Source organism: Jiella sp. M17.18, from assembly GCF_041027365.1.
GTDB lineage: Bacteria > Pseudomonadota > Alphaproteobacteria > Rhizobiales > Rhizobiaceae > VKMB-3413.
The window spans coordinates 89,892-113,898 of record NZ_JBFTEH010000001.1 but is presented as its reverse complement, the minus strand read 5'-3'; the positions used below and the strand labels follow the sequence as shown (position 1 = coordinate 113,898).

Annotated in this window: 18 protein-coding genes; 12 read left to right on the top strand and 6 right to left on the bottom strand. The window is 69.2% G+C overall.

Annotated features, from left to right (window positions below; genetic code table 11):
- Positions 1-6: 6 nt before the first annotated feature.
- The 5 genes from bchL to bchF are packed head-to-tail and all read right to left on the bottom strand — an operon-like array spanning position 7 to position 8,086.
- Positions 7-918 carry a ferredoxin:protochlorophyllide reductase (ATP-dependent) iron-sulfur ATP-binding protein gene (gene bchL, locus AB5S17_RS00535; RefSeq protein ID WP_369235045.1) on the bottom strand — a complete coding sequence of 304 codons (912 nt, stop codon included), beginning with the start codon at positions 916-918 and terminating at the stop codon, positions 7-9.
- Complete coding sequence (locus tag AB5S17_RS00530; RefSeq protein WP_369235043.1) at positions 915-4,667, bottom strand: magnesium chelatase subunit H; 3,753 nt, start codon at positions 4,665-4,667, stop codon at positions 915-917. The genes bchL and AB5S17_RS00530 overlap by 4 nt, the downstream gene beginning before the upstream one ends.
- Complete coding sequence (gene bchB / locus AB5S17_RS00525) at positions 4,642-6,258, bottom strand: ferredoxin:protochlorophyllide reductase (ATP-dependent) subunit B (protein ID WP_369235041.1); 1,617 nt, start codon at positions 6,256-6,258, stop codon at positions 4,642-4,644. The genes AB5S17_RS00530 and bchB overlap by 26 nt, the downstream gene beginning before the upstream one ends.
- A 14-nt stretch (positions 6,259-6,272) precedes the next feature.
- The gene (locus AB5S17_RS00520) at positions 6,273-7,565 is read right to left on the bottom strand and encodes a ferredoxin:protochlorophyllide reductase (ATP-dependent) subunit N (RefSeq protein ID WP_369235039.1); all 1,293 of its coding nucleotides are present in this window, start codon (positions 7,563-7,565) and stop codon (positions 6,273-6,275) included.
- Positions 7,562-8,086, bottom strand: a complete 525-nt coding sequence (gene bchF, locus AB5S17_RS00515) for a 2-vinyl bacteriochlorophyllide hydratase (RefSeq protein ID WP_369235037.1) — start codon at positions 8,084-8,086, stop codon at positions 7,562-7,564. Before bchF ends, AB5S17_RS00520 begins: the two co-directional genes overlap by 4 nt.
- A gap of 316 nt (positions 8,087-8,402) precedes the next feature.
- On the opposite strand from bchF, the gene AB5S17_RS00510 reads away from it, so the two are divergent.
- The 5 genes from AB5S17_RS00510 (at position 8,403) to AB5S17_RS00490 (ending at position 14,373) form a co-directional block, all read left to right on the top strand.
- Positions 8,403-9,230, top strand: coding sequence for a B12-binding domain-containing protein (locus AB5S17_RS00510; RefSeq protein WP_369235035.1), 828 nt, complete (start codon positions 8,403-8,405; stop codon positions 9,228-9,230).
- A 41-nt stretch (positions 9,231-9,271) separates the two neighbouring features.
- Positions 9,272-10,699, top strand: coding sequence for a transcriptional regulator PpsR (ppsR, locus tag AB5S17_RS00505; RefSeq protein ID WP_369235033.1), 1,428 nt, complete (start codon positions 9,272-9,274; stop codon positions 10,697-10,699).
- A gap of 173 nt (positions 10,700-10,872) precedes the next feature.
- A complete protein-coding gene (gene chlG, locus AB5S17_RS00500) occupies positions 10,873-11,781 on the top strand; it encodes a chlorophyll synthase ChlG (protein ID WP_369235031.1) in 909 nt (302 codons plus the stop codon).
- Position 11,782: 1 nt separating this feature from the next.
- Positions 11,783-13,159 carry a BCD family MFS transporter gene (locus AB5S17_RS00495; protein ID WP_369235029.1) on the top strand — a complete coding sequence of 459 codons (1,377 nt, stop codon included), beginning with the start codon at positions 11,783-11,785 and terminating at the stop codon, positions 13,157-13,159.
- The gene (locus tag AB5S17_RS00490; RefSeq protein WP_369235027.1) at positions 13,156-14,373 is read left to right on the top strand and encodes a geranylgeranyl diphosphate reductase; all 1,218 of its coding nucleotides are present in this window, start codon (positions 13,156-13,158) and stop codon (positions 14,371-14,373) included. The genes AB5S17_RS00495 and AB5S17_RS00490 overlap by 4 nt, the downstream gene beginning before the upstream one ends.
- 93 nt (positions 14,374-14,466) lie before the next feature.
- On the opposite strand, the gene AB5S17_RS00485 is transcribed toward AB5S17_RS00490, so the two are convergent.
- Positions 14,467-16,467, bottom strand: coding sequence for a tetratricopeptide repeat protein (locus tag AB5S17_RS00485; RefSeq protein WP_369235025.1), 2,001 nt, complete (start codon positions 16,465-16,467; stop codon positions 14,467-14,469).
- A gap of 286 nt (positions 16,468-16,753) precedes the next feature.
- Here AB5S17_RS00485 and pseC point away from each other — a divergent pair, with 286 nt between their 5' ends.
- The 7 genes from pseC (at position 16,754) to AB5S17_RS00450 (ending at position 24,004) form a co-directional block, all read left to right on the top strand.
- Positions 16,754-17,962, top strand: a complete 1,209-nt coding sequence (gene pseC, locus AB5S17_RS00480; protein ID WP_369235023.1) for a UDP-4-amino-4,6-dideoxy-N-acetyl-beta-L-altrosamine transaminase — start codon at positions 16,754-16,756, stop codon at positions 17,960-17,962.
- 168 nt (positions 17,963-18,130) lie between these two features.
- On the top strand, positions 18,131-19,201 hold the full coding sequence (pseI, locus tag AB5S17_RS00475) for a pseudaminic acid synthase (protein WP_369235021.1): 1,071 nt from the start codon (positions 18,131-18,133) through the stop codon (positions 19,199-19,201).
- Positions 19,198-19,899 (top strand): pseudaminic acid cytidylyltransferase, encoded by a 702-nt coding sequence (gene pseF / locus AB5S17_RS00470; RefSeq protein WP_369235019.1) that lies wholly within the window; start codon positions 19,198-19,200, stop codon positions 19,897-19,899. The genes pseI and pseF overlap by 4 nt, the downstream gene beginning before the upstream one ends.
- The gene (locus AB5S17_RS00465) at positions 19,896-20,795 is read left to right on the top strand and encodes a class I SAM-dependent methyltransferase (protein ID WP_369235017.1); all 900 of its coding nucleotides are present in this window, start codon (positions 19,896-19,898) and stop codon (positions 20,793-20,795) included. The genes pseF and AB5S17_RS00465 overlap by 4 nt, the downstream gene beginning before the upstream one ends.
- Complete coding sequence (locus AB5S17_RS00460; RefSeq protein ID WP_369235015.1) at positions 20,792-21,406, top strand: GNAT family N-acetyltransferase; 615 nt, start codon at positions 20,792-20,794, stop codon at positions 21,404-21,406. Before AB5S17_RS00465 ends, AB5S17_RS00460 begins: the two co-directional genes overlap by 4 nt.
- Complete coding sequence (locus AB5S17_RS00455) at positions 21,403-23,322, top strand: NAD-dependent epimerase/dehydratase family protein (protein ID WP_369235013.1); 1,920 nt, start codon at positions 21,403-21,405, stop codon at positions 23,320-23,322. The genes AB5S17_RS00460 and AB5S17_RS00455 overlap by 4 nt, the downstream gene beginning before the upstream one ends.
- A complete protein-coding gene (locus AB5S17_RS00450; RefSeq protein ID WP_369235011.1) occupies positions 23,306-24,004 on the top strand; it encodes an HAD family hydrolase in 699 nt (232 codons plus the stop codon). Before AB5S17_RS00455 ends, AB5S17_RS00450 begins: the two co-directional genes overlap by 17 nt.
- Positions 24,005-24,007 lie beyond the last annotated feature (3 nt).

Sequence of the window (24,007 nt, the reverse complement as noted above, 5' to 3'; positions counted from 1 at the left end):
CCTGCCTCACTCGAACCCGAGGAAATCGAAGATGTCGCGGTCCTTCATGGACTTGCCGTCCATCGGCGCGACGCCGGCATAGAGCTTGGCGGCGAGCTGCAGATACTCGTCCTGCACCGCCTTGACCTCCGGCGCGTCGCCCATCTCGAACAGCGTCGCCTTCTTCAGCCGGCTCTTGCGGATGGCGTCGAGATCCGGGAAGTGCGCGACCCGCTCGAGGCCCGTCGCAGCGTTGAAGCGGTCGATCTCGTCGGTGCCCGCCGAGCGGTTGGCGATGACGCCGCCGAGGCGCACGTCGTAGTTCTTCGCCTTGGCCTGGATCGCCGCGACGATGCGGTTCATGGCGAAGATCGAATCGAAGTCGTTGGCGGTGACGACCAGCGCCCGGTCGGCATGCTGGAGCGGCGCCGCGAAGCCGCCGCAGACGACGTCGCCGAGGACGTCGAAGATGACGACGTCGGTGTCCTCCAGCAGATGATGCTCCTTCAGGAGCTTCACCGTCTGGCCGACGACATAGCCGCCGCACCCCGTGCCCGCCGGCGGCCCACCCGCCTCGACGCACATGACGCCGTTGTAGCCCTCGAAGACGAAGTCCTCCGGCTGCAGCTCCTCGGCGTGGAAGTCGACCGTCTCCAGGACGTCGATCACCGTCGGCTGCAGCCGCTTGGTCAGCGTGAAGGTCGAATCGTGCTTCGGGTCGCAGCCGATCTGCAGGACACGCTTGCCGAGCTTGGAGAAGGCGACCGACAGGTTCGACGAGGTCGTCGACTTGCCGATGCCGCCCTTGCCGTAGATCGCGAAGACCTTGGCGCCGTCGATCTTCGGCCCGGTGTTCATCTTCACCTGCACCGATCCTTCGCCGTCCTCGCGGCGATAGACGGTGCCCGGCAGCGGGAGCGTGGTCTTGAGCCCGGTCATGCGGCCGCAACCTCCATGGGTTTGATGCCTTCGAGCCGGTCTTCGAGATCGGCGCCCGCCTCGCGCAGCGCCTCCCGGTCGGCTTCGTCGGATGTCCAGTAGTGGCGCTCCTCGGCCTCGATCAGCCGGTCGGCCATGCGGGCGGAGGCGGTGGGATTGAGGCTGGCGAGGCGTTCGCGCATTTCGGGGTCGAGCACGAAGGTCTCGGCGAGGCGCTTGTAGACCCAGGGGCTGACCTGGCCGGTCGTCGCCGACCAGCCGAGCGTGTTGGTCACGTGGCTCTCGATCTGGCGCACGCCCTCGTAGCCGTGGGCGAGCATCGCCTCGATCCATTTCGGATTGAGCATGCGGGTGCGGGTTTCCAGCGCGACCTGCTCTTCGAGGGTGCGCACCTTGCCCTCGCCTCTCGTCTGGTCGCCGATATAGACCGGCACTTTCTCGCCCCGCGCCTCGGAGGCGGCACGGCTGATCCCGCCGAGTGTGTCGAAATAGTGGTCGATCGTGGTGACGCCGAGTTCGACGGATTCGAGGTTCTGATAGGTCATCTCGACCTTGGCGAAGCTCGCCTTGAGCAGCGCCGCCTGCTCGGCGGTCCGGCCCTTGCGGTCGACGGCGAAGCACTTGCGGCGGGTATAGGCCGCGGCGAGTTCGCCCTCGACCTCCCAGGCGCCGGAATCGACCAGCATGTTGACGTTGGAGCCGTAGGCGCCGTCGGCATTGGAGAAGACGCGGAGTGCCGCAGTCTCCAGGTCGCAGCCGGTCTCGGCGGCATAGGCGCGGGCATGCTTCCTGACGAAGTTCCTGTCCTCCGGCTCCTCGGCCGAGGCCGCGAGGAAGGCCGCTTCCGCCAGCAGCTTCGACTGCAGCGGCAACAGGTCCCGGAAGATGCCGGAGAGCGTCACCAGGACGTCGATGCGCGGCCGACCCAGCGTCTCCAGCGGCAGGAGATCGGCGCCGCAGAGCCGGCCGAAGCCGTCGAAGCGGGGCGCCGCGCCGAGGAGCGCCAGCGCCTGCGCCAGCGGGCCGCCCTCGCTCTTCAGATTGTCGGTGCCCCAGAGCACGATCGCGATCGATTCCGGCAGCGAGTGGCCGCCCGCCGCATGCCGCGCCAGCATGCGCTCGGCCTGGCGCCTGCCGTCGGCGACCGCGAAGGCGCTCGGGATGCGGAAGGGATCGAAACCGTGGACGTTGCGCCCGGTCGGGACGATCTCCGGCGTGCGCAGGAGGTCGCCGCCCGGCACCGGCCGGATGAAGCGCCCGTCGAGCGCGCGCATCAAAGCGGGGAGTTCGAAGTCCTGCCGCAGGTCCCGCTCCAGCCGAACCAGCGCCGCGATCTTCTCGCCTTCGGCCGGATCGTCGCCAGCAGCGATCTCCGTCGTCAGCGCCGCGCCGCCGTCACCGGCCACCAGCGCCGCGATCGCGCCCTCCGGCGGAACGCTTCCCAGCGCCACCTCGGCCGCGCAGGCGACGAGGTCGCGCCGCTCGGCGTCCGACACCGGCTGGCCGACGACATGCAGCCCGTGCGGGATCAGCGTCGTCTCGACCTCCAGCACCGCGCGATGCAGCGCCGGAACATCGACCGCGGTCTGCCCGCCCTCGCCCGGCGCCTCGCAGAGATCGAGCGCGGCGGCCTGCGCGGCGACCGCCGATTCCAGCTCCCGGCGTTCGCCGGCGGCTTCCGGAGCCGTCATGCGCCAGCGCTCGATGGTCGCCTTGAGGTCCGCGAGGCCGCGATAGAGCCCGGCATGGGCGACCGGCGGCGTCAGGTAGGAGACGAGCGTCGCCGCCGCGCGGCGCTTGGCGATCGTGCCCTCGGACGGGTTATTCGCGGCGTAGAGGTAGACGTTCGGCAGATCCTGGATCAGCCGGTCCGGCCAGCACGCGCCGGAGAGGCCGACCTGCTTGCCCGGCATGAATTCCAGCGCGCCATGCGTGCCGAAATGCAGGACGGCGTCGGCGGCAAAATCCTCGCGCAGCCAGCGGTAATAGGCCGAGAAGGCGTGCGTCGGCGCGAAGCCCTTCTCGAAGAGCAGCCGCATCGGGTCGCCCTCGTAGCCGAAGGCCGGCTGCACGCCGACGAAGACGTTGCCGAACCTCGCCCCCAGAACGAAGATCGACGAGCCGTCGGACTGCTGCCGGCCCGGCGCTGGGCCCCATTGCGCCTCGATCTCCGACAGATGCGGCTCGCGGCGGACATGGTCGTCGGCGGCGATCCGCGCATGGACGTTCGCCTGCGTGCCGCAGCGGGCGGCATTGCCCTGAAGGATCGCCTCGCGCAGGGCGTCGACGCTGGCCGGCAGGTCGACGGCGTAGCCCTCCGCCTTCAGCGCGGCCAGCGTGTTGTAGAGCGAGGCGAAGACGGACAGATGTGCCGCGGTGCCGACCGCCCCGGCGTTCGGCGGGAAGTTGAAGATGGTGACGGCGATCTTGCGCTCGGCCTTCGCCTTGCGGCGGAGCGCGATCAGCTTCTCCACCCGGCGCGCCAGCATCCCGGCGCGATCCGGATCGGCGGTCATCTCGCGGTGGCCGTCGCCGCGCGGCAGCGCCGTTCGGCCGCCGAACAGCGTCGGGCCCGTGGCGCCGTCGATCTCCGGGATCGCCACCATCATCGTCGCCTCGACCGGCGTCAGGCCGGCCGACGAGGCGCGCCATTCGCCGAGCGACTGGAATTCCACCGCATGGGCGGAGAGGAAGGGCACGTCGAGCGCCGCCAGGGTGTCGGCGGCGGCGCGCGCGTCGTTGTAGGCGGGGCCGCCGACCAGCGAGAAGCCGGTCAGCGAGACCAGCGCGTCGATCGCGGGCCGGCCGTCCCGCTTGAAGAAGGCGTCGATGGCGGGCCGGGAATCGAGGCCGCTGGCAAACGCCGGCACGACCTTCAGCCCGCGCGCCTCCATCGCCGCAATCACGCCGTCATAGTGGCCGGTGTCGCCGGACAGAACGTAGGAGCGCATGACCAGGAGGCCGACCGTCCCGATCGCGCCGCCCGACCGGTTCGGCAGGCTCTCCAGCCGCGTCGCGATCCGGTCCGGCAGCCGCGGGTGGTAGAGGCCGACATCGGGATAGACGACCGGCTCCTGCGTCTTCATCAGCCGCGCCGCGGCTTCGGCGCGGGGGCCGGCGGCATAGCGCTCGACCAGGAAGCGGATCATGTTGGCGACGTTTTCGTCCGAGCCCGCCAGCCAGTACTGCAGCGTCAGGAAATAGGCCCGCACGTCCTGCGCGGTGCCCGGGATGAAGCGCAGGATCTTCGGCAGGCGCCGCAGCATCGCCATCTGCCGCGCGCCGGACCCCGATGCCGGCTTGCCGTCCTTCGAGCCGCCGCGCAGGCGCTTGAGGAGACCCAGCGCCCCCTTCGCCTCGCGGTTCATCTCGAAGCGGCCGAGCCGGGTCAGCTTGATCACCTCGCCTGCCGACATCGCGCCGACCATGGCGTCGCAATGGTCGCGCCGCGCCTGGAGCGCCGCCAGCACCGGCTGGATGTGGTTCTCCATGAACAGCATGTTGGCGAAGACGATGTCGGCCGCGGCGATGTCGGCAAGGCAGGCGGCGAGCGAGGCCGGCTCGCGCTCCCAGTCGGTCGCGGCATGCAGGGAAACGGCGAGGCCCGGGATCTCGCGCGACAGCCGCTGCCGCGCCGCGGCGACGGCGCCGGCCATGTGGCCGTCGAGGCTGATCAGGACGACGCGGACCGGAACGGCGCCCGACGCGCCCGATCCGGCGGGGTCACCGGCCGTAATGGGCTTTTGCATCATAGAGCGTCTCCACGGTGATCTCGGACAGACCCCGTTCGGCAGCGAATGCCTCGGTGTTGCGGCGCGCCTTGCCGCGCACGAAGAAGGGAATTTTCCGCAGCTCCGCCTCGGCGTCGGAGCCCCAGCCGATCGTGACGAGGGTGGCGCCTTGCGGATCGACGGCCGGAGCGCCGGCGGCGATCTCGGCGACCGGATCGGGAGCGGCCGAGGCGGGATCGGACGCGACCCGCGCGCCGGGGCCGAGATGCGAAGGCATCGCCCCGTCATGGAACTCGAAGTCGTCGCGGAACATGCCGAGAAGGTGTTCCTCGAGGCCCATGACCAGCGGATGCACCCAGCTGTCCCAGAGGACGTTGGCGCCCTCGAAGCCCATCTGCGGCGAGTAGCGGGCCGGATGGTCCTGGACGTGGACCGGCGCCGAGATCACCGCGCAGCCGATGCCGAGGCGCTTGGCGATGTGGCGTTCCATCTGCGTGCCGAGGACGAGTTCCGGCTGCGCCGCCTGGATCGCCGCTTCGACGTCCAGATAATCGTCGGTGATCAGCGGCTCGACGCCGTACTCCGCGGCGGCGGCGCGGACGTCGCGGGCGAATTCGCGCGAGTAGGTGCCGAGGCCGCAGAGCGTGAAGCCGAACTCTTGCGTCGCGACGCGGGCGGCGGCGACGGCATGGGTGGCGTCGCCGAAGACGAAGACACGCTTGCCGGTGAGATAGGTCGAATCGACCGAGCGCGAGTACCAGGGCAGCCGCGACTTCGGCTCGTTCCCGCACCCGTCGGCAGCCCCATCGGGCAGCCCCGCAAGGCGCCGCACCTCGGCGACGAAGTCGCGCGTCGCGCCGTGGCCGATCGGGACGATGGTGGTGAAGTCCTGGCCGAAGGTCCGCTTCAGCCATTTCGCCGCTACCCCGGCGATCTCGGGATAGAGGACGACGTTGAAGTCGGCCTCGCCGAGCCGGGCGATGTCCTGCGGCGCAGCGCCGAGCGGCGCGACGACGGAAACGTCGATGCCGAGTTCGCTGAGCAGCTTGCGGATCTCCGCGACATCGTCGCGATGGCGAAAGCCGAGCGCCGTCGGCCCGAGGATGTTGCACCGCGGGCGGTAGCCTGGACCGCGCGCGGAAGGCTCCGCCCCCGCCTCCGGCGCGGCCGGTCCCGCCAGGGTGCGCACGATCTGGTAGAAGGTCTCCGCCGCGCCCCAGTTCTCCTTGCGCTGGTAGGATGGCAGCTCCAGCGGGATCACCGGCACCGGCAGGTTCGCGGCCTTGGCGAGGCCGCCCGGGTCGTCCTGGATCAGCTCGGCGGTGCAGGAAGCGCCAACCAGCATCGCCTGCGGCCGGAAGCGATCGTAGGCGGCGGCGAGCGTCTCCTGGAACAGCGCGGCTGTGTCCGAACCGAGGTCGCGCGCTTCGAAGGTCGTGTAGGTCACCGGCGGGCGCCTGTCCCGCCGCTCGATCATGGTGAAGAGAAGGTCCGCATAGGTGTCGCCCTGCGGCGCATGCAGGACGTAGTGCACGCCCTCCATCGCGGTCGCGACGCGCATCGCGCCCACATGCGGCGGTCCTTCATAGGTCCAGACGGTGAGCTTCATGGTCCCGCCCTCCCCTAGACCTTGAGCCGCGTCTGGCGGTCGAGCGGGCGGGCGAACAGGGCGGCGAGATCGCCGGCCTGTTCGTAGCCCTGGATCGGCGTGAACAGCAGCTCGATCGACCACTTGGTCGTCAGCCCCTCGGCCTCCAGCGGATTGGCGAGGCCGAGCCCGCAGACCGAGATGTCGGGGCGGATCGCGCGGGCGCGATCCAGCTGCCGGTCGACATCCTGGCCTTCCGAGAGCGAGGTCTGCTCGGGCAGGAGGTCCAGCTCCTCGGCGAGATGCTGGCGGTGGAGATAAGGGGTGCCGACCTCGGTCAGCGCCATGTCCAGCTCCCGCGCGAGCATCCGCGCCAGCGGGATTTCCAGCTGCGAATCCGGGAAGAAGAACAGCGTCTTGCCGGAAAGCGCGGCGCGATGCGGCTCGAGCGCCCGGCGGGCGCGCGCCTCGGCGGCCGCCGTCGCCGCCCGGAAGGCCATCGCGTCGACGCCGAACGCCTCGGCCGCAGCCTTCAGCCAGAGGGTCGTGCCTTCGGCGCCCAAGGGGAACGGCGCCGCGATCCGGCTCGCGCCGCGCTCTTCGAGCATGCGCGCGGTCTCGGCGAGGAAGGGCTGCGCCAGGAGATAGCGGGTTGACGGCCCGACCGCCGGGAGATCGCGCGCCCTGCGCGGCGGAAGGAAGCCGACATTCTCGATCCCCATCGCGGCGAACAGTCGCGCGAACTGGTCCTCCACCACGTCGGCCAGCGCGCCGACGACGAGGAGCTGCGGCGTCTCCGTCTCGGCCTGCGGCAGTTCCGGCACCAGCGCGGCGAGACAGCGATCCTCGCCTTGCGTGAAGGTCGTCTCGATGCCGGATCCGGAATAGCTGAGGATCCTGACATCAGGGGCATAGCGGGACGACAGCCGCGCGGCGGCGCGCGACAGGTCGAGCTTGATCACCTCGGACGGGCAGGAGCCGACGAGGAACAGCATCTTGATGTCCGGCCGGCGCTCCAGGAGCCGCGACACCGCCGTGTCGAGTTCCTCGTTGGCGTCGGCGAGGCCGGCGAGATCCCGCTCCTCCATCACGGCGGTCGCAAAGCGCGGCTCGGCGAAGATCATCACGCCCGCCGCAGACTGCATCAGATGCGCGCAGGTCCGCGAGCCGACGACGAGGAAGAAGGCGTCCTGGATCTTGCGATGCAGCCAGACGATGCCGGTCAGACCGCAGAACACCTCGCGCTGCCCGCGCTCGCGCAGGACCGGCGACTTGGAGCAGCCGGCCGTCGGCCGGGCGCGATCGCGGCTGGTGGAGGCGGCGCTCATGCCGGCACCCGTGCGGACGCGGCGCCGCCGATCGGCTGCACTGCCGCCGCCGCGCCCTGAAGCCGCGCCGCCCGCAGCTTCAGGACGAACTGCCCGGCATTGACGACATAGGCGGCATAGCCGGCCAGGGCGACGGCGAAGCGCACACCCGGCGAGCCGAGATCGGCAAAGAGCATCACGAGATACGCGGTATGGAGGGCTATCACCCCCATCGACACGACGTCCTCAAAGAAGAAGGCGGGCGCGAACAGCCAGCGGCCGAAGACCGCCTTTTCCCAGATCGAGCCAGTGACCATGATGGCGTAGAGCGCGACGGTCTTGGCGACGACGGAGACGGCTGCCGCTTCGTAGCCCGCCCCGGTTGCAAGATAGCGGCAGACGAGGCCGAGACTGACCAGGAATATCAGGAATTGCAGCGGCGCCAGAATGCCCTGCACCAGCGTCCAGGGCGAGGCGTCGCGGCGGCGGCGTTCCAGGTCCGTGTACAGGCCGGCGGCCGCTTTCGGGGGCCGATGCTCCACGGTTCTGGCGCTTTCGGAATGTCGCGGATCGCTCGGTGCCATGAGCGGAGAGTGCAACCGAGACCGGCAAAGTGTCAAGTTAAATTGACGTCCATTAAGATTTACAGGCTCATGGTATTCGCGGATTGCAATCGCGGCGCGTTTGGGAGAGAGTCGGGCCGTTGGGATCGGCTCGCCGCCTTAGCCTCCCGGTTTTCCGGAGATGCAGGTCACTATGCGCTCGCCGAGGGGCCGGAGGACCTTACCGATGGCAGGGACTTTGCAGGCAGACAGACAGACGCGGCGTCCGCGAACTTCATCCAGGGTCAGCGTGGACGTGTCCACCCGGATTGACAACCCGCCCCCGTCCCGGTGGGAGCGTTGCCTGTCCGAAACGATCGTCGCGCAGGTGATCCCGCGCCTCTACGCCGCCCATTGCGGCGACGGCGAACAGGGCGCCGGCGCGGCCAGGCGTCTGCCGGACTTCGGCAGAGACAGCGAAGCGGACCGATTCCTCGGCCTCGTCCTTTCCGACAGCCGCGATTCGCAGTGGGAGCACCTCCTGCAGTTGCGCGACAGCGGCATGAATCTCGAAACGATCCTGCTCGACATCATGGCGCCGGCGATCCGCCACATCGGCGAGATGTGGGCGGACGACCGGATGAGCTTCGTCGAGGTGACGGCGAAGTCGGCACGACTGCAGCAGATGCTGCGCGCGCTCGGCACGCTGCGCGATTCCGAGGCCAGCCGGGAGGGCGGCGAGCGCAGCCTGCTGCTGGCGGGCGTGCCCGGGGAACAGCACACCTTCGGCCTGTTCGTCCTCGCCGAACTCTTCCTCAAGGCCGGCTGGAGCGTCGCCGTCGAGATCGCCGCCTCGCTCGACGATCTTCGCGCCGCAGTCTCCCGCCGGCCGTTCGACGCTGTTGGTCTCAGCGTCGGCAGCGAACGCTTCCTGCCGCCGCTTGCCGGGCAGGTCGCGGCCCTTAGATCCGCGTCGGCTGCGGCGAATACGCGCATCTTTCTCGGCGGGTGGGCTTTCACACAGGGCGATACTTCTTTAGATGCCTATGGAGTAGATCTGATCGAGACGAATGCTCGTGCGGCCGTTGCACGTGCCAGTCTCCTGTGCCCGCTCGGGGGGAGGCTGCCGCATCCGGATCGGTGAGGCTGAAGGGAGCAAGGCCCCAACAGGCGGGTGTTAGAGGAATGAATCATCCCAGCGGCGGCCGGCCGTTCTCTGATCCGGTCCGTTCCTTCGCAAATCTCGAGGCGGCGCTGGTCTCCACCATGGTCACCGCCGCGACGGACGTGGCGTTGCTGTTGGACCGGTCGGGGACGATTGTCGACGTGGCGATCCGCGAGACGGATCTTTTCGGCGAAGTCGAGAAGAGCTGGATCGGGAAGAAATTCGTCGACGTGGTCACCGCCGAGAGCCGCCAAAAGGTGGAGCGGCTGCTCGCCGAACGCTCCAACGAAGACGCGCCGGCCCGCCGCGAGATCAACCATTCGATGCCGGACGGCCCGGATCTGCCGATCAGCTATTCCTTGCTGCCGCTGTCGAAGGACGGCGCCCGCCTCGCGCTCGGGCGCGACCTGCGCACCATGGCCGTCCTGCAGCAGAAGCTGGTCGAGACGCAGCTGGCCCTCGAGACCGACTATGCCCGGCTGCGCAACGCCGAGGCGCAGTACCGCGTCCTCTTCGACACCGCGTCCGAGCCGATCGTGATCGTCGATGCCGGGACGCGCAAGATCGTCGAGGCGAACACGGCCGCCCGGACGCTGTTCGAGACGGAGGGCCGACGGCTGATCGGCCAGAGTGCCGGCGTCCTCGTCGCCGTGGGTGATCTCCGCGATCTCGACGGCCTGTTCGCCGCCGCCCGCAAGTCGGGCGAAGCGGAAAGCGGCGAGCTCACCCTCGCCGGCAGCGACGGCCCGACCGGGGTGGCCGTCCGCTTCTATCGCCAGCATGGCGCCGGCCGCCTGTCGATCCGCTTCCTCATCGGCGCGGCCCCGGCCAGGGACGTGGACGGATTCGATCTGCTCGGGCTGGTGGGACAGGAATCGCCGGACGCGATCGTCGTCGTCGATCCGGACTTCGCGATCACCGCGGTCAACGAGAGCTTTCTCGACCTCTCCGAGATCGCCACCCGCAACCAGGCCATCGGTCGCTCGCTCGCCGAGATGATCGGCCGACGCGGTGTCGAGCTCTCCGTCCTGAAGACCGCGATCGATTCGGACGGCTTCGTGCGCTCCTTCTCGACGGTGCTCTACACCCAGTATGGCGGCACGACCGAGGTCGACGTCAGCGGCTCCGCCATCGACCAGAACGACAAGCGGTTCTACGGCTTTTCGATCCGCCGCTCCTCGCGCCTGCCCACCACGCCGGCACCGTCCGAGCCGTTCCGCTCGGCCAACGACATGACCGGCCTCGTCGGCCGCGTACCGCTGCGCGAGATCGTCCGGGAGACCGCCGACATCATCGAACAGCTGTGCATCGAGGCAGCGCTGGACCTGACGCGCAACAACCGCGCCTCCGCGGCGGAGATGCTCGGCCTGTCCCGCCAGAGCCTCTATTCCAAGCTCCGGCGCTACGGCATCGGCGAGTTTGGCCAGGGCGACGACGACGCCTCCTAGGACAGGCCGGCGGTTTCGGGCGTCGCTGGAGCGGCGCATCGCGACACGGTGGGCTGGCTGAGCGCGAAAGCGTGCGCCACGGCGCGGGCGCCGGCAGCAGGGAACGAGCGCCCGAAGTGTCAATCGCGATTGACACTTCCACCCGTACAGCCTAGCCTCCTTGTATGAGCCGCTTGACACTCGACGCCCCGGCCTCCGCGCGCCCGTCCGCCTCGGCGGCGCTCGAACTTCTCAAGCCGATCACCTGGTTCGCGCCGATGTGGGCCTTCGCCTGCGGTGCGATCTCCGCCCGCTCCTCGGCGACGGTGGACCCTGGCACCGTCACGACCGTGATCGCCGGCATCGTCCTTGCCGGTCCGCTCCTCTGCGGCGCGAGCCAGGCGGTGAACGACTGGTTCGACCGGCATGTCGACGCGATCAACGAGCCGCAGCGGCCGATCCCCTCCGGCCGCATGCCCGGCCGCTCCGGCCTCTACATGGCGATCGGCTGGACGGCGCTGTCGCTTCTCGTGGCCTGGCTGCTCGGGCCGGTGGTCGGCGCCGCCTCGCTCCTCGGCTGCGTCTTCGCCTGGGCCTACAGCGCCCCGCCCCTCCGGCTGAAGCGCAACGGCTGGTGGGGCAATGCCGCGGTCGCCATTTCCTACGAGGGCCTCGCCTGGTTCACCGGCGCAGCGGTCGTCGCCGGCGGTCTGCCGGACATGCGGATCGTCCTCCTCGCCTATCTCTACAGCGTCGGCGCGCACGGCATCATGACGCTGAACGACTTCAAGTCGATCGAGGGCGACACCGCCCTCGGCGTGCGCACGCTGCCGGTGCAGTACGGCGTCTCCGCCGCGGCGCTGATCGCGTGCCTCGTCATGGCGCTTCCCCAGGCGATCGTCGGCGGCCTGCTCGCCGCCTGGGGCGAGCCGATCTATGCCGGCGTCGTGGTCGTCCTGCTCGCCGCGCAGAGCGTCCTGATGCGGCGCTTCTTCGCCGATCCGCGCGGCCTCGCGCCCTGGTACAACGCGACCGGCACGAGCCTCTACGTCGCCGGCATGATGGTCTCGGCCTTCGCGCTGAGCGCCGTCCTCGGAGGCTGAGGTGGCGGCGCGCGGCGAAGGTCTCGGCTGGCTGTCGATCGTCCGCCTCGCCCTCGTCCAGACGGCGCTGGGTGCGATGGTGGTGCTCACCACCTCGACGATGAACCGGATCATGGTGGTCGAGCTGTCGCTGCCCGCGATGCTGCCGGGCGCCCTCGTCGGCCTGCACTACGCCATGCAGATGCTCCGGCCCCGCTTCGGCCACGACGGCGACGGCGGCCGGCGGCGCACGCCCTTCATCCTGGCCGGCATGGCGGTGCTGGCGCTCGGCGCGACAGGAGCCGCCGGGGCGACGGCCCTGATGGGCTTTTCGCCGATGCTCGGCATCGCGGCGGCCGCACTCGCCTTCCTGATGATCGGCGCCGGGGTCGGCGCGGCGGGGACGCATCTCCTGACCCTCGTCGCCACCAGCGTCTCGCCCGCCCGCCGCGCGCCGGCGGCGACGCTGATCTGGGTCATGATGATCGCCGGCTTCGCGATTACCACCGCGCTGGCCGGCCACTTCCTCGATCCCTACTCGCCGCAGCGCCTGATCGTCGTGACGGCGGTCGTCTGCGCCGCCGCCTTCCTCGTCAGTCTCGTCGCCGTAGCCGGCGTGGAGCCGCAGCACCCGGTGCGCGCCAATGCCCCAGACGCCGCCGCACCGGCGGCGAAGGTAAGCTTCCGCGCCGCGCTTGCCGAGGTCTGGCGCGAGCCGGCGACGCGGCGGTTCACCGTCTTCGTCTTCGTCTCCATGCTCGCCTACAGCGCCCAGGACCTGGTGCTCGAACCCTTTGCCGGCCTCGTCTTCCACATGACGCCCGGCGAGACGACGCTCTTGTCGAGTTCCCAGCACGGCGGCGTGCTCGTCGGCATGATCCTCGTCGCGATCGCCGGCGGGCTCCTGTCGAAGCGGTTGCCCGGCCTCATCCGGGCGCTCTGCATCCTCGGCTGCCTTGCCGCCGCGGCGGCGCTCGCCGGTCTCGCGTTCTCGCCGCGCCTCGTCGCGCGCTTCCCGCTGAGCCCGGTGGTCTTCGCGCTCGGCCTCGGCAACGGCGTCTTCGCCGTGACGGCGATCGGCGCGATGATGGCGCTCGCCGGCGAAGGGGCCAAGGCCCGCGAGGGCGTCCGCATGGGTGTCTTCGGGGCCGCCCAGGCGATCGCCTTCGGCCTCGGCGGCTTCCTCGGAACCGTCGCCGTCGATGCGGCCGGCCGCGTTCTCGCCTCGCAGGCCGACGCCTATGCCGCCGTCTTCGGCGCGGAAGCCCTGCTCTTCCTCCTCTCCGGCTGGCTGGCGCTGAGGGCCATCCCCGCCGGCCGGTCGGCCAAGACGACGGCCGGGTGGCCGAGGGCGGACGAGGCGGGTGATGGACCTTCGGAAATGGCGGTGCCGGCATGAGCGACACGACAGCGACGAACGAGATCGAGACGGCCGACGTGGTCGTGGTCGGTGGCGGCCCGGCCGGGGCGACGGCGGCGGAAATCCTCGCCCGCGCCGGCCATTCGGTGGTGCTCCTCGACCGCGAGGGGCGGATCAAGCCCTGCGGCGGCGCGATCCCGCCGCGGCTGGTGCGCGACTTCCAGATCGCGCCCGAGCTCCTCGTCGCCCGGATCGGCGCCGCGCAGATGGTGGCGCCCTCCGACAAACGCGTGTCGATGCCGATCGACGGCAACGGCTATGTCGGCATGGTGGACCGCAAGGACTTCGACGAATGGCTGCGCCGGCGCGCAGCCCGGTCCGGCGCGAGGCGGCGCAGCGGCACCTTCCTGCGCATCGAGCGCGATGCCGCAGGCGCTCCCGCCGTCGTCTATCGCAGCGGCGGCGCGGCCGGCCCGATCCACCGCGTGAACGCCCGCCTCGTCGTCGGCGCCGACGGCGCACGCTCGGCGGTCGGGCGGCAGGCGGTGCCGGGTGCCGACAAGGTCGCGTGCGTCTTCGCCTATCACGAGATCGTCCGGTCACCGGCCGCCGGCGGGACCGCCGACTACGATCCGACGCGCTGCGACGTCTACTATCAGGGCACGATCTCGCCGGACTTCTACGGCTGGATCTTCCCCCACGGGGAGACCGCCTCGATCGGCACGGGCAGCGCGCAGAAGGGCTATGGTCTGCGCTTGGCCGTCGCGAGGCTGCGGGAGGCCTCGGGGCTTGCAGAGGCCGAGACGATCCGCCGCGAAGGCGCACCGATCCCGATGAAGCCGCTGAAGCGCTGGGACAACGGCCGCGACGTCATCCTCGCAGGCGATGCCGCCGGCGTCGTCGCGCCCGCCTCCGGCGAGGGCATCTACTACGCCATGGTCTCCGCCGAGATGGTCGCGGCGGCGGCCGAGCGTTTCCTTGGGAGCGGCGACGCGCGCGCCCTGTCCGCCGCCCGCAAGGCGTTCATGCGCGAGCATGGCAGGGTGTTCTGGATCCTCGGGATCATGCAGCGCTTCTGGTACCGCTCCGACAAGCAGCGCGAGCGCTTCGTCTCGATCTGCCGCGACCGGGACGTCCAGCGGCTGACCTGGGAGTCCTACATGAACAAGAAACTGACGCGCCGCGATCCCGCGGCGCATCTCAGGATCTTCTTCAAGGACCTCGCCCACCTCTTCCGGCTGGTCTCGCCGTAGATCAATACGGTCGGCCGGGCCGCCCGGCGCCTGGCGGAGCCGAGCCCGAACCAGTCCTCATGCAGGAGGCGCGTCGGTCGCGGCGGCCCCGGCTCAGGCCGCCGCTTCCTTGCGCACGTCCGGCCGGGACCATGCGCCCAGCGCGCCATAGTCGTGGTCGAGCGACGTTTCCGGGGCCGGGGTCGATGCCGCATCGTCTCCGGCGGCGACGGCGCTCTCGCGATCGCCCGTCGGGATCGATGCCATCCACTCCCGGATCGACGGCCAGCGCGCGATGATGTCGGCGATGGCGCCGGCGCCGCTGTCCGGCGGCATGCGCACCGACATGCAGGTCGGGAACCACGGCACGTGATCGGTGCCGAGGTAGATCTCCGACGTCTCCTTGGCGATCTGGATCAGCGGCCGACCGAGGCCGGCCGCCAGGTCGGCGACCGCCACGCCCACCGAGATCACCAGATCGCAGGCGCCGATCAGCGCCGAGGCACCGATCAGGTCGTTCTTCTGATCAAGGTTGGCGCAATGATGCAATGGCAGCCCGAGGCCGCGGATCGCCGTGAGCTCTTCGGGCGCGCTGTCGTACTGGACGTTGAGGAACGTGCAGCCGTCGAGCGCCTTCAGCGGCACCAGGTCCTCGATGCGCAGGAAGTACCGGTTGCGGGAGGTGGCCTGGTTGGACGAGCGCCAGCACAGGCCGATCAGGATATCCGACTTCTTCAGACCGAGGTTGTCACGGACCGCCTGTTCGGCGGTGAAGTCGCGGCGGATCCAGGGGGCCTGCCGCGCCTCGAAAGCATCGACGCTGGGCCGGAGGATGGCGCCGAGCGAGCCGACGGGGATCTGGTAGTCGTAGTCGCCGTAAGCCGCCTCGCCACGGCAGTCGGCCGGCCCCTCGTTGCGGATCGTCGCCCAGGGGAAAGAGCGTTCCCAGAGCGGCCTCAGCTTGGGCGCGGCTTCGAACGTGACCTCGGCGCCGGCGTTCTCGAGCTCCGGCAGGAGCGAGGCGAAGCGCACCTCGTCGCCGATACCCTGTTCGCGCCAGACGAGCAGCTTCTTTCCCTCCAGCGGCTCTCCCCGCCAGCGGGGCGCATCGAAGACGCGGCGCTGCGAGGGAAAGGAGCGCGACTGCCAGCGCCACTCGTAATTGGCAAAGGCTGCCGGGAGATCCGCGCCCTTCTGAAACTGCAGAAAGGCGAGATTATACCGGGCGGCGACGTGCTCGGGATCGCGTTTGAGAGCGCGCTTGTGCCAGGCGATGCCCTCGTCGAGCCGGCCTGTCTCGGCGTATCGCACGCCGAGATAGGACTGGATCTGGCTCTGATGCTTCGACTTCACGCGCGCCCACTTCTCGAGCAGGGCGATTCCCTCCTCGTCACGTCCCTCGATTTCCAGGTATTTCGCCCAGATATTGGCGAAATGCGCCTGATCGTCCACGCTGAGGCCGCTGCGATCGATGCTCTCGTAGTGCGTGCCGATATAGTCGAAGTCCTCTAGCCAGACCGCGATCTGGAGACGCTTCAGCCGCAGGTTCGGGAAGCGGTCGCCGCATTCGGCCATGATGTAGTCGAGTGCTTCTGCCGCCTTCTCGTAAAGGCGCTGGTCCATCATCAGGCCGACCATCTCGATCAGCGGCTCGACGCGGGTCCGGTCGATCTCGAAGGCGCAGCGCAAGGCGAGTTCCGCCGCCTCGTAGCGTTCCACCCGCTTCAGGGCGACGCCGAGATTGCCCCAGGCATCGTACAGTTTGCCGTCCGCCTCGGTGGCGCGCTTGAAGATCGCGATCGCCGCCTCGTGCTCCTTCAGCTCCAGCAGGATCACGCCGAGGGAGTTCAGCAGGCGGGCGTCCTTCGGGCGCATCTCGACCGCCGCGTTGATCCTGACCAGCGCGCCCATGAGATCGCCGCCGGCGCGCAGGGCAAGGCCATGGAAATGCAGGGAATCGGCTGTATGGACGCCCATGCTCGCGAGCTTTTCGCAAAGCGGCCGGCTCTCGCGGAACTTGCCGCGCTTCTGCAAGCCGTGGATCTGCCGCAGCATTTCCTGGATCTGCCGATCTCTCGGCTGCGGCTGCGGCTGGAAGGCGAGTCTGGAAGTCATCGGCATCCCGAACAGGAGAATCAAAAGGCGCTGGCACGCAAGGGCAGACGCTCCGGCGCAGGCGAGTTTCGCGCGGCGGAGACTGCGGCACATGCCGACTTAAGGGCAGCAAGGTTGTCTCAGCCTGACCGGCTTTCGCGAAGGAGACCGAGGTGACTCGCCTGGCCGGGAAAGTCGGGCGCGGAGGCTGCCAAAGGCGGACGCGTGGTGACCGCAATGCCGGTCCAGCGCGGCACAAGCCCCGCATGCTTTGCCTAGCGGCGATTTTTCCCGGGAGATGCGGACCGTGCAGCAACCAACCGGCCGGCGCGACGAGCTTCCTGCGGCTCCGTCCGAGACCATCCCGTATGGTCGGCAGGCGATCGGGCCGGACGATATCGCCGCTGTCGTCGACGCCCTCACCTCGGACTACCTGACGCAGGGGCCGCGAGTGCCGCAATTCGAGGAGGCGCTCTCGGCGGCCACGACCGCGCCGTTCGCGGTGGCGGCGAATTCCGCCACCTCGGCGCTCCATCTCGCCTGCCTCGCGCTCGGCACTGGGCCGGGCGATCTCGTCTGGACCTCGCCGGTCTCCTTCGTCGCTTCGGCCAACTGCGCGCGTTATTGCGGCGCCGACGTCGATTTCGTCGACATCGAGCCTGACACCTTCAACATGGCGCCGGAGGCGCTGGCCGAAAAGCTCGAAGCGGCGGCCAGGATCGGCCGGCTGCCGAAGCTGGTGATCCCCGTGCACATGGGCGGACAGTCCTGCCGGATGGACGCGATCGGGGCTCTGGCCAAGCGCTATGGCTTCCACGTCGTCGAGGACGCGAGCCACGCGCTCGGCGGCTCGTACGCCAACCGGCCCGTCGGCGCCGGCGCACATTCCGACATCACGGTGTTCTCCTTCCACCCGGTCAAGATCGTGACCACCGCCGAAGGCGGCGCCGCGACGACCGCGGACCCGGCGCTCGCCGCAAAGCTCGCGCTTTTGCGCTCGCACGGCATCACACGCGATCCGGCGCTCATGGAGGGTGAACCCGACGGCGTCTGGGCCTACGAGCAGGTGGACCTCGGCTGGAACTACCGCATGACCGAGTTGCAGGCCGCGCTCGGCCTGTCCCAGATGCGGCGGCTCGGCCAATTCGTCGACCGCCGCAACGCGCTGGCCGACCGCTACGACCGTCTGCTGTCGGACCTGCCGCTCGACCTGCCGGCGAGGCAGGCCGAGACCCGCTCCAGCTTCCATCTCTACATCGTGCGGCTCAGGGAGGCGGAAACCGGCGGCGGCCGCAGGGCCGTCTTCGATGCGCTGCGCCGGCGCGGCATCGGCGTCAACGTCCACTACATCCCGATCTACCGGCAGCCCTACTATCGCCGTCTCGGCTTCCGCGCCGGCCACTGCCCGCAGGCCGAGCGCTACTACGACCGCGCGATCTCGATCCCGCTCTATCACGGGATGACCGAGGCGCAGCAGGACCGGGTCGTCGCTGCACTTCGCGAGGTGCTGTCGTGAAGCCGTTGCCGCTCGCGGCCGCGCCCGAATCCGTGACTGCCGCCGGAGGATGTGTTCGGACTTTGGCGGACGAGCCGAAGATCGGCCGCGGCGAGACGATAGCCGGCAATCCCGCGCCACACGGTCGCGACCTTGCCTAGAAGAGACAGAACGAGCGAGACACGCCAGATGCACGCCGCAAGAACGATCGCCATTGCCGGCCGCAGGATCGGCCCCGACGAGCCGCCGTACATCGTTGCGGAGATGTCGGGCAACCATAACGGCGAACTCGCCCGTGCCCTGCGGATCCTCGATGCAGCCAAGGAGGCCGGCGCGGACGCGGTGAAGATCCAGACCTATCGCGCCGACACGATCACCATCGACCATCACGGGCCGGAATTCATGGTCAAGGGCGGGCTGTGGGACGGGCGCCGTCTCTACGAGCTCTACGAAGAAGCCCACACGCCCTGGGACTGGCACGGGCCGATCTTCGAGCATGCGCGCAAGATCGGGATCACGGTCTTCTCCTCGCCCTTCGATCCGACGGCGGTGGAACTCCTCGAAGAGCTGGGTGCCCCGGCCTACAAGATCGCGTCGCCCGAGCTGATCGACCTGCCGCTGATCCGCCGCGTGGCGCGAACCGGCAAGCCGATCGTCATGTCGACGGGCATGGCAACGCTCGGGGAGATCGCCGAGGCGGTCGAGGCCGCACGCGGCGCCGGGGCGGAAGACCTGGTGGTGCTTCATTGCACCGCCGCCTATCCGGCACCGCCGGAGGAAGCCAATCTCGCAACGATCGCCGAGATCGCCCGCCGCTTCGATGTCGTGGCGGGCCTTTCGGACCACACGCTCGGGACCGTCGTCGCCGCCATTGCGGTCGCTCTGGGTGCAGATTTCATCGAGAAGCATTTCACCCTCGACCGCGCCGAGGGCGGTGTCGACAGCGCCTTCTCGCTGGAGCCGGCGGAACTGGCCGAACTCGTGCGCACCGCCCGCATCGCCCGCGCCGCGATCGGCGCGCCCGCCTTCGAACCGACGGCGTCGGAGGCGAGCGTCCTCAAGAACCGCCGCTCCCTTTACGTGGTGGCGCCCGTCGCGCGGGGCGAGCCTCTGAGCGAGGCGAATATCCGCTCGATCCGTCCCGGCAACGGCCTGAAGCCCCGGTATTTCGACCGCGTGCTCGGCCGTCCGGCGACCCGCGACCTCGCCTTCGGCGAGCCTCTGGACGCTTCCATGATCGAAGGCGGGATCGACGCTTGAGCGAAACTTCGCGCGCCCTCTGCATCATCCCCGCCCGAGGCGGTTCCAAACGCATTCCGCGCAAGAACATCCGCCCGTTCCGCGGCCGGCCGATGCTGGCATGGTCGTGCCGGGCGGCGCTCGCCTCCGGCGCCTTCGACGCCGTCATGGTCTCGACCGACGATGCGGAGATCGCCGAGGTCGCGCGCGCCGCCGGAGCCGACGTGCCGTTCCTGCGCTCGCAAGAGGCGTCGACCGACCATGCGACGACGTCCGACGTGCTGGTCGAGGTCCTTGCGCGCTATGCCGACAGGGGCGAAACCTTCGATCTCGCCTGCTGCCTCTATCCGACGGCGCCGTTCGTCGAAGCCCACGACCTCGCGGACGGCCGCGTCAGCCTGACGGACAGCCGCTATGACGTCCTGATGCCGGTCGCCGCCTTCTCCTATCCGATCTGGCGCTCCCTCGCCCGCGATGGCGAAGGACGCATCCGCCTGAACTTCCCGGAAAACCTGAACGTGCGCAGCCAGGATCTTCCGCCCGCCTATCATGACGCTGGCCAGTGGTACTGGTTCCGTACGCGGGCCTTCCTAAGCGACCGCGTGCTGATGGGCGACAACACCGGCTCGGTGGTGCTGCCGGCGGCGAAGGTTCAGGACATCGACACCGAGGAGGACTGGGCGATGGCGGAACTGAAGCACGAAAGGATTTTCGGGTGAACGATCCACGGCTCCGCCGACATCCGCTCGGCTTCCTGGAGGCCGCGGATCGTCCGACGCCGGAAGGGCTCGCGGCCTATTACAGCGACGTCTACTACCAGACCGAGCGCGGCAATTACCGGCGCGAGTACTCGCCGCTCGAACGCGACGCGATCCGACTGCGGATCGAACAACGGAGCGAACAGGCGATAGCCCTGCTCGGCCGTGACCGGCCAGGTCGCCTCCTCGACGTCGGTTGCGGCGAAGGCTTCGTCTTGAAGGCCTTTGCCGAGCGCGGCTGGGAGGTGACCGGCATCGACTTCAGTCGAACGGGTGTCGAGACCATGAATCCCGACATGACGTCGCATGTCGAGCAGGGCGATATCTTCGCCCTATTGGAAACGCGCATCGCGGCCGACGAGAGCTTCGATCTGGTCTGGCTCGGAAACGTGCTCGAACACGTCCTCGATCCGGTCGGGCTTCTGCAGGCGCTCCATCGTCTGGTGCGGCCGGACGGGATCCTGGTGGCGACCGTGCCGAACGACGGCTCGGGGTATCAGGAAGCGCTTCTGGAAGCCGGCGACATCGACCACCGGTTCTGGATCGCGATTCCCGATCACCTGTCATACTTTTCGGGGGAGAGCCTGCGATCCACGGCGGAGGCGACGGGGTGGGAGACGCTCGCTCTCCTTGCAGACTTTCCGGTGGATCTTTTCCTGGCGCATCCCGGGTCGAATTACGTCGCCGACCGGAGCCGGGGTCCCGCCGCGCACCAGGCGCGCCTCAGGCTGGAGCGACTGATCGGCGCGGCGGGGCCGGAGCGAGCCAATCGCTTCTACGCTGCGCTGGCAGACGTCGGGCTCGGGCGCAATCTCATCGCATTCCTCCGACCGAAGCCGAAGGATTCCGCCCCATGAGCCCGCCGAGCGAAGCCGCGGCGGGGTTCGGGCCGTACCGCATCATGCCGCGCCCGGTCCTGTGCGACGGCCCGCTCGTGCTTCGTGCCGTCGATCCGCCCGACATCGAGCCGATCCGGCTCTGGCGCAACGCCCAGATGGATGTGCTGCGGCAGGACGCGCCGATCCCGCCGGACGGGCAGCGCGCCTACTTTGCCGCGCAGATCTGGCCGCAAAAGCCGAGCCTGACGCCGTCGACGATTCTCCTCGCGATCGAGCGGGACGGCGTACTGATCGGCTATGGAGGGCTGGTCCATGTCTCCTGGCCCGACCGGCGGGCCGAGATATCGTTCCTGCTCGATCCGCAAATCGAAGCGGATCCCGGGTCCAGGGCCGAGGCTTTCTCGACGTTTCTGCGGTTGATTCGAGGGCTCGCCTTCGACGATCTGAGCCTGAATAGGATCTTCACGGAGACCTATGCGACGCGCAAAGCGCACATCGTCACGCTGGAATCGTCCGGCATGATCTTTGAAGGCCGAATGATCGAGCATGTCGTCGTCGACGGACGGCCGACGGATTCTCTCGTTCACGGCCTGGTGCGTTCACACGTCAGGAAGGAAGGAAGCAGGTGAAGGGCAAGCGGGTATTTGTGACGGGCGCCGCCGGCGTCATCGGCCGAGAACTGGTCCCGCGGCTCGCGGCGGCCGGTGCCGACGTATGGGCGGGCGACCTGAAATCGTGTCCCACGGAATTCCCGGACGGGATCCGGTATCGCGAGGGTGATCTCAATGATCTCTCGCTTACGGAACTTAACGATTTCGGCCCGCACATCATCATCCATCTGGCCGCGACCTTCGAGCGCTCTGTCGAGACGCCCGGCTTCTGGCACGAGAACTTCCGTCACAACGTCCAGCTCAGCCACCATCTCATGACGCTGGCACAGGACTGCCCCGTTCTTGAGCGCGTCGTCTTCGCGTCGTCCTACCTGATCTACGATCAGGCGCTTTACCAGTTTGACGCTCCGCGCGAGGTGGCCGTCAGGTTGAAGGAGGGAGCGCCGATTCAGCCGCGCAACCTCGTCGGTTCGGCCAAGCTGTCGCACGAGATCGAGCTCGCCTTCCTAGCGGGCCTCCAGTCGTGCCGGTTCTCCACGCTCTGCGTACGGATTTTCCGCGGCTACGGGCGCAATTCGCGTGATGTCATCTCCCGCTGGGTGCGGGCGCTGTTGAAGGGTGAGGCGATCACCGTCTACCGGCCGGAGGGGCTGTTCGACTACGTATATGCTGCCGACAGCGCCGAAGGCCTGATGCGGCTCGCCGTCGCGACGGGTGCGACCGGTATCGTCAATCTCGGGACGGGACGGTCGCGCCGAGTGGGCGATGTCGTCGAGATTCTCAGATCCCATTTCCCCGATGCCGCCATCAGGACCGAGACGGCCGACATCCCTTTCGAGGCGTCCGAGGCCGATACGACGAAGCTTCGAGAGCTCGTTGACTGGGTGCCGGCCTATGACCTCGAACGCGCGATCGCAGAGATCGTGAACTTTGAACGGCAGCGGTCCGCAATTCCGGCCGCCGTGGCCGCTCGGCCGCCGCTCGTCGTCCTCGTGAGCTCGGCGGCCCGCAAGGTTCCGCTGGTTCGCGCCATGCAGGCGGCCGCCCGGCGGGTCGATCCCGGCGCCCGCGTCATCGCCGGGGATGTCGACCCCCATGCGCCGAGCCGCCATGTCGCGGACGCGTTCTGGCAGATGCAGCGCCTCGAAGAGACCACCGCCGAGGCGCTGCGCGGCGAATGCGCCGCCCGGGGCATCCGCGCGATCCTGCCGACCCGCGACGGCGAACTTGCGTTCTGGGCGCAGGCCAAGGCCGAACTCGCCAAAGCCGGGATCGCGGTTCTGGTCTCCGAGCCGGCGGCGGTCGCACGCTGTCTCGACAAGCTCGCCTTTGCCGAATGGGGCGCCGCGAAAGGTCTTCCCGTCATTCCTGCCGCGAGCGATCCCGACGGCCTCGGGGCAGAACGCCTGGTGGTCAAGGAACGCTTCGGCGCCGGCTCGCGCGGGCTCGGCCTCGACCTTTCGCCGCAGGCTGCTCGCGCTCATGCCGCCGGCTTGTCCGAGCCGATCTTCCAGCCCTTCGTGGAAGGCCGGGAGATCAGCATCGACGCCTTCCTGACGACATCCGGTGCGGTACACGGGCTGGTCCTGCGTCGGCGCGACCGCGTCGTTGCGGGCGAAAGCCAGATCACGACCACCTTCCGGGACGACCGACTTGAAGCGCAGGCGGCCGAGATCCTCGGCGCCCTCGGGCTCTTCGGCCCGGTGGTCATGCAGGCCATGGTCACCGGGACCGGCCTTGCGGTCATCGAAGTCAACGCCCGCTTCGGCGGAGCATCGACGGCTTCGCTCTCCGCCGGGCTGGACAGCCTCCTCTGGTCGCTTCTGCAAGCGGTGGAGCCCGACCGGAAGCTGCCACCCTTCGCCCGGGTCCCGGGCGAGATCCGGCAGATCCGCGTACCCCAGGACATCGTCCTTCATGATCCTGATCTTTGATCTCGACGACACCCTCTACGACGAGGCAAGCTTCGTCGACGGAGGGCTCGCCGCGCTTGCGCGCCATGGCGAGGCGGAATGGGGCTGGGACGCGGCCGCCTCGCTGGCCTTTCTCAGGACGGTTCTTTCCCGGGAGGGCCGCGGCAAGGTGTTCGACCGTTGGCTTGAGGCGCATGGCCGCTGGTCACGTGGGCGTGTCGCCGAATGCGTCCGCGTCTACCGCCATCACCGTCCCTCGCTGTCGCTGTTTCCCGCCGCGCGGGACGTGCTCGACCGCTACGGGCGGGTCGCGCCGCTCTACCTCGTCACCGACGGACACAAGATCGTCCAGCGCAACAAGGTCGACGCCCTGGCGCTCTGGCCGCGCTTCCGGCGCGTGTTCATCACCCACCGCTTCGGCGTCGCCGCCGCCAAGCCTGCCACGCTCTGTTTCGAACGCATCCGTGAGGCGGAAGGCTGCGACTGGACGGACATGGTCTATGTCGGGGACAATCCGGCCAAGGATTTCGTCGGGCTGACCCCCCTCGGCGTGCTGACGATCCGCGTGCTGACAGGCGCCCATGCCGGAGCCGTTGCCAAGCCCGGCTACGAGGCGGCCGTCACCATCGACGATTTGCGCGCGCTGCCGGATGCGCTGACTTCCCGATTCGCACTGGCTGGGCGTGCCGGCGCTCTCGCCTGACGT

Excerpts from the sequence above, each read along its gene's own strand:
- bchL (WP_369235045.1), bottom strand. The coding sequence starts at position 918 with ATGACCGGGCTCAAGACCACGCTCCCGCTGCCGGGCACCGTCTATCGC.
- AB5S17_RS00530 (WP_369235043.1), bottom strand. The coding sequence starts at position 4,667 with ATGCAAAAGCCCATTACGGCCGGTGACCCCGCCGGATCGGGCGCGTCG.
- bchB (WP_369235041.1), bottom strand. The coding sequence starts at position 6,258 with ATGAAGCTCACCGTCTGGACCTATGAAGGACCGCCGCATGTGGGCGCG.
- AB5S17_RS00520 (WP_369235039.1), bottom strand. The coding sequence starts at position 7,565 with ATGAGCGCCGCCTCCACCAGCCGCGATCGCGCCCGGCCGACGGCCGGC.
- ppsR (WP_369235033.1), top strand. The coding sequence starts at position 9,272 with ATGAATCATCCCAGCGGCGGCCGGCCGTTCTCTGATCCGGTCCGTTCC.
- AB5S17_RS00490 (WP_369235027.1), top strand. The coding sequence starts at position 13,156 with ATGAGCGACACGACAGCGACGAACGAGATCGAGACGGCCGACGTGGTC.
- AB5S17_RS00485 (WP_369235025.1), bottom strand. The coding sequence starts at position 16,467 with ATGACTTCCAGACTCGCCTTCCAGCCGCAGCCGCAGCCGAGAGATCGG.
- pseI (WP_369235021.1), top strand. The coding sequence starts at position 18,131 with ATGCACGCCGCAAGAACGATCGCCATTGCCGGCCGCAGGATCGGCCCC.
- AB5S17_RS00460 (WP_369235015.1), top strand. The coding sequence starts at position 20,792 with ATGAGCCCGCCGAGCGAAGCCGCGGCGGGGTTCGGGCCGTACCGCATC.
- AB5S17_RS00450 (WP_369235011.1), top strand. The coding sequence starts at position 23,306 with ATGATCCTGATCTTTGATCTCGACGACACCCTCTACGACGAGGCAAGC.